This is a genomic window from Dokdonella sp. (assembly GCF_036518555.1).
Taxonomy (GTDB): Bacteria; Pseudomonadota; Gammaproteobacteria; order Xanthomonadales; family Rhodanobacteraceae; genus Dokdonella_A.
This window is the reverse complement of sequence record NZ_DATDMY010000141.1, coordinates 1-4,934: the sequence shown is the minus strand read 5'-3', so window position 1 is coordinate 4,934 and position 4,934 is coordinate 1. Positions and strand designations below refer to the sequence as shown.

The 4,934-nt window shown below is 69.1% G+C and carries 6 protein-coding genes; 2 read left to right on the top strand and 4 right to left on the bottom strand.

The genetic code is table 11. The annotated features are described in order from the left end of the window. The 4 genes from VI238_RS08645 to oxyR all read right to left on the bottom strand — a co-directional run. A partial coding sequence (locus VI238_RS08645; protein WP_331650456.1) for a (Fe-S)-binding protein occupies positions 1 to 1,242 on the bottom strand: 1,242 nt, incomplete at its 3' end. 172 nt (positions 1,243 to 1,414) lie between these two features. Then, entirely contained in the window at positions 1,415 to 1,837 is a 423-nt protein-coding gene (locus VI238_RS08640; protein ID WP_331650454.1) for a rubrerythrin family protein, read from the bottom strand. A 121-nt stretch (positions 1,838 to 1,958) separates the two neighbouring features. Then, positions 1,959 to 2,372 (bottom strand): nucleoside diphosphate kinase regulator, encoded by a 414-nt coding sequence (gene rnk / locus VI238_RS08635; protein WP_331650452.1) that lies wholly within the window; start codon positions 2,370 to 2,372, stop codon positions 1,959 to 1,961. 94 nt (positions 2,373 to 2,466) lie between these two features. Then, on the bottom strand, positions 2,467 to 3,414 hold the full coding sequence (gene oxyR / locus VI238_RS08630; RefSeq protein WP_331650450.1) for a DNA-binding transcriptional regulator OxyR: 948 nt from the start codon (positions 3,412 to 3,414) through the stop codon (positions 2,467 to 2,469). A gap of 173 nt (positions 3,415 to 3,587) precedes the next feature. Between oxyR and VI238_RS08625 the strand changes: the two genes are divergently transcribed. Next, positions 3,588 to 4,130, top strand: coding sequence for a peroxiredoxin (locus VI238_RS08625; RefSeq protein ID WP_331650448.1), 543 nt, complete (start codon positions 3,588 to 3,590; stop codon positions 4,128 to 4,130). Positions 4,131 to 4,360: 230 nt separating this feature from the next. After that, positions 4,361 to 4,921, top strand: a complete 561-nt coding sequence (locus tag VI238_RS08620) for a carboxymuconolactone decarboxylase family protein (protein WP_331650446.1) — start codon at positions 4,361 to 4,363, stop codon at positions 4,919 to 4,921. The last annotated feature ends 13 nt before the right edge of the window (positions 4,922 to 4,934 follow it).

Below are 4,934 nucleotides of genomic sequence, written 5' to 3'. Positions count from 1 at the left end.
GGGCGCGGCCTGCGCGATGCGCGTTTCGACCGGCTTGGCGATCTTGCGCGACATCGCATAGGTCGCGCGCTTGACGCCGTAGGTGCCGTCGTGGCCGGAGCAGCGCTCGATCACGGTGACGTCGGTGCCGGGCACGAGCGCAAGCACGTCGCGCGTCTTCGGGCCGATGTTCTGCACGCGCTGGTGGCACGGTGCGTGCCAGGCCACCTTGCCGAGCGGATGGCGGAAATCGGTCTTCAGCAGCCCGGCCTGGTGGCGCAGCCAGAGGTACTCGAACGGGTCGAACATGTGCCGGCGCAGCGCCTGCACGTCCTCGTCGTCGGGGAACATCAGCGGCAGTTCCTGCTTGAACATGAGCACGCATGACGGGATCGCCGCGCTGACGTCCCAGCCGTCGCGCACCGCGGCGGCGAGCAGCGGTACGTTCTTGCGCTTGTAGCGCTCGACGCTGTCGAGATCGCCGAGCTCGAGCTTGGGCATGCCGCAGCAGACCTCACGCTCGACCAGCGCCACCGCGATGCCGTTGTGGGCGAGCACGGCGGCGAGGTCCTCCACCGCCTGCGGCTGCGACACGTTGCAATAGCAGGTCGCGAACAGCATCACGCGGCCGCGCGTGCGTCCGGCGGGCGTGACGGTCGCCGCACCGGCGTCCAGGTGCCTGAGGCGCCGCCGCGCGGTGTCCGCGTGGTAGGTCGGCAGGCGCGCGTCGGGATGCACGCCGAGTGCCTTGTCGAGCAACGCGCGCGTGGGCGCCGCGCGATTGCTCGCATTGACGACGTCGACCACGAGCGGGATCGAAGCGAGCCTGCCGACCGCGGTCGTGCTCGACAGGATCTTCGAACCGAGCGAAACGCCGCCGGCGCGATGGCGCACCGCTTTCGCGCGCAACATGAGATGCGGGAAGTCGACGTTCCACGCGTGCGGCGGAACGTACGGACACTTGGTCTGGTAGCAGAGATCGCAGAGGTAGCATTGCTCGACGACCTTCGCGTAGTCGCCCTTCGCGACCCCGTCGACCTCCATCGTCGGCGAGGCGTCGACGAGGTCGAACAGGGTCGGGAACGCCTGGCACAGGCTCACGCAGCGGCGGCAGCCGTGACAGATGTCGAACACGCGCTCGAGTTCCGCGTCGAGCGCGGCCTGGTCATAGAACGCGGGGTTCTTCCAGTCGAGCGGGTGGCGCGTCGGCGCGTCGAGGCTGCCCTCGCGTGGTGCAGCGGACGCGGTGCGGTCGTCGGCCATGGGTAGCTCCTGCACGGCGCTGCAAGGTCATGTCGTGCGGCGCGCGGCCGTGCCGCTCGCGCAAACGACGATCGTGCAGGGGCCCACCCTGGGCGCGGGCGCGGTCTCGGACATCGGTGGCCGTCCGGGCGCCCGCGGCTGGGCTCCTGCATCCCTCCAGCTTCGCGGCGAATCAGCCGCCGACTTCGCCGAGCGCCTTGGTGAAGCGGTTCGCGTGCGAACGCTCGGCCTTCGCGAGCGTCTCGAACCAGTCGGCGATTTCGTCGAAGCCTTCCTCGCGCGCGGCCTTCGCCATGCCCGGGTACATGTCGGTGTACTCGTGCGTCTCGCCGGCGATCGCGGTCTTGAGGTTGTTCACCGTGCTGCCGAACGGGAGGCCGGTCGCGGGATCGCCGACCGCTTCGAGGTACTCGAGGTGGCCGTGGGCGTGCCCCGTTTCGCCTTCGGCGGTCGAGCGGAACACGGCGGCGACGTCGTTGTGGCCTTCGACGTCGGCCTTCTGCGCGAAGTAGAGATAACGACGGTTCGCCTGCGACTCGCCGGCGAACGCGGCCTTGAGGTTCTCTTCGGTGCGGCTGCCTTTCAGGTTGCTCATGGTGCACCTCGTGCTGGAGGGGACGAAACGACCTTCCCTGGCATGCCGACCGAAGGTAGCACCGTCGATGCGGCCGTTTAAATCGACCGATGCGATGGCCGCGATAGGCGTGGGCTATGGCTCATCGATGCAGGTCGCCGGCTGCCTCGGGCTGGTAGTGGATCGCGTCGACGCGCAAGGTCACGCGGCGTCCGCCCGGCATCGGCCATTGCATGGTCTGCCCGATGCGCAGGCCGAGGATCGCGCTGCCGACCGGCGCGAGCACCGACACGCGGCCGGCGTCGTGGTCGGCGTCGCGCGGATAGACGAGGGTGAGGTCGTAGGCATCGCCGTTGTCGAGGTCGACCGCATGTACGCGCGAGTTCATCGTGACGACGTCGCCCGGCATCTGCGCGGGCGCGACGACGTCCGCGCGCGCGAGTTCGTCGCGCAGCGCGAGCGCGCTCGCGTGGTCGCGATAGTTCGGCGCATCGAGGATCGCCTCGATGCGTTCGAGGTCGAGGCTGGACACGACGATCGGGGGTGTGCTGGACATCGATTCCAAGGCAAGGCTCCGGATGGGTCGGCGCCTGCGTGGCGCCCGCATCCCCGCACCGTAGACCAACGCGCGAGGTTTCTCAAACCCGCGTTCAGCGGCGCGTGGGCAGCGCGACCTTGCGCGGCCGCGCCGGCGCGCGCGCGTCGAACAGTTCGCGCGGGAGCGCGCGCACGAGCCCCGCCAGCCGCTTCAGGAACGCGCCCATCGCCGAACTCTTGCGCCAGACCATCGCGATGCGCCGGCTCGGCGGATCGCCGCGGAACGGCACGAGGTGGATGTCGGCGGACGGTGCGATCGGCGGCTGCACCGCGAGGTTCGGCAGCAGCGTGATGCCGACGCCCGCGGCGACCATCTGGCGCAGGGTCTCCAGGCTCGTCGCGCGAAAGCCGCTGCGCTCGTTCGCGCCGGCGAGCTGGCACACTTCGAGCGCCTGGTCGCGCAGGCAATGGCCGTCCTCGAGCAGCAGCAGGTTCTGGTCGGCGAGTTCGTCGAGCTTGAGGCTCGCATGGGTGGCGAGCGGGTGCTTCTCCGGCACCGCGAGCACGAAGTCCTCCTCGAACAGGAATTCCTGGTGCAGCTGGTCGTCGTGGATCGGCAAGGCGAGGATGCCGGCGTCGAGGCGGCCCTCGCGCAGCAGGCGCAGCACGATTTCGGTCTTCTCCTCGGTCAGCAGCAGTTCCAGGCGCGGGAAGCGCTCGCGGATGCGCGGCACCACGTGCGGCAGCAGGTAGGGCCCGAGGGTCGGGAAGATGCCGAGGCGCACCGTGCCCGATTCCGGATCGAGCGTGCGCCGCGCGATCGCGCGGATCTGCTCGACCTCGTTGAGCACCTCGCGCGCGCGCTGCGCGATCTCGCGGCCGACCTCGGTCAGCAGCACCTTGCGCGGCGTGCGTTCGACGAGCGCGACGCCAAGCTCCTCCTCGAGCTTGCGGATCTGCGTCGACAGCGTCGGCTGGCTCACGAAGCTCGCCTCGGCGGCACGGCCGAAATGGCGGTGCTCGGCGAGGGAGACGAGATAGCGCAGGTCGCGCAGGTTCATGGCGGCGGGGCTGCAAGGAGGCTCTGGCGATTGAAGCACTCTATCGATAACATATCAACAATCGATTTGAACGATCGATGGACGGGCCCTATCCTTTGCCCCGTCGGCGCGATCTTGCGCCACCGCGTATCACCCCCATCGTCTCTGAACCCCGCTCCAAGGAGGAGTCAAGCATGCTGACCGTCGGCGACAAGTTCCCCGAATTCAACCTCAAGGCCACCGTGTCGATCGAGAGCGTCGAGAAGGCGTTCTTCCCGATCAGCAACACGACCTACAAGGGCAAGTGGCTGTGCGTGTTCTTCTATCCGAAGGACTTCACGTTCGTGTGCCCGACCGAGATCAAGGGCTTCGGCGACCTCGACGCGCAGTTCGCCGACCGCGACTGCCAGGTGCTCGCTGCGAGCACGGACAGCGAGTTCGTCCACCTCGCGTGGCGCAAGGACCACAAGGACCTGCGCGACCTGCCGTTCCCGATGCTCGCCGACACGGCCAAGCGCCTCTCGAGCGCGCTCGGCATCCTCGACGAAGAAGAAGGCGTGGCCAAGCGTGCGACGTTCCTCGTCGACCCCGAAGGCGTGATCCGCTTCGCCTACGTGACCGACGGCAGCGTCGGCCGCAACCCGCAGGAAGTGCTGCGCGTGCTGGATGCGCTGCAAACCGACGAACTCTGCCCGTGCAACTGGAAGCAGGGCGAAGAGACGCTGAAAGTGGCGTGATGACGGCACGTGCGATGCCTCCGGCATCGCATGGACACGCGCGTGAGGCTTGCCTCGCGCCGATTCGCCCGGCCTCGCACGCTCCCTCCCTCTCCGCGCGAGGCCGGTTCCCGGGCGGCGGTGCTCCCGCCGCCCGGCCTCTTTCCCGTCGCCGCGATGGTGCGCCGAATGCGCCCACGGCGACCGCACGAATGCGCGGCACGTTCGCGCCACCACAGGAGCCACACACCATGAGCCTCGAAGCGATCCGCGACCAGTTGCCCGATTACGCGAAGGACCTGCGCCTCAACCTCGACACCGTGCTCGGCGAGTCGGGTTCGCCCGGCCTGTCCGCGAAGCAGATCGCGATCGTCGCGATCGCCAGCGCGATGTCCGCGCGCCACGAACCGCTCACGCAGGCGATCGTCGCCCGCTTCGCCGGCACGCTCAGCGAGGCCGAAGCGAACGGCGCGCGCGCGGCGGCCGCGATCATGGCGATGAACAACATCTACTATCGCTTCACCCACCTCGTCGGCAACGAGGAGTACGCGACGATGCGCGCGGGCCTGCGCATGAACGTCATGGCCAACCCGGGCTGCGACAAGCTCGACTTCGAACTCGCCTCGCTCGCGGTGTCGGCCGTCAACGGCTGCGGCATGTGCATGGCGTCGCACGAGAAGACGCTGCAGAAGCACGGTATCGGCGCACAGGCGATCCAGAGCGCGGTGCGCATCGCGGCGGTCCTGCACGCCGTCGGCGTGACCGCGGAACAGGCGCGCGCCGCCGCGCCGGCCCTGGCCGCGGCCGCCTGAGCCGCTGCCGGGA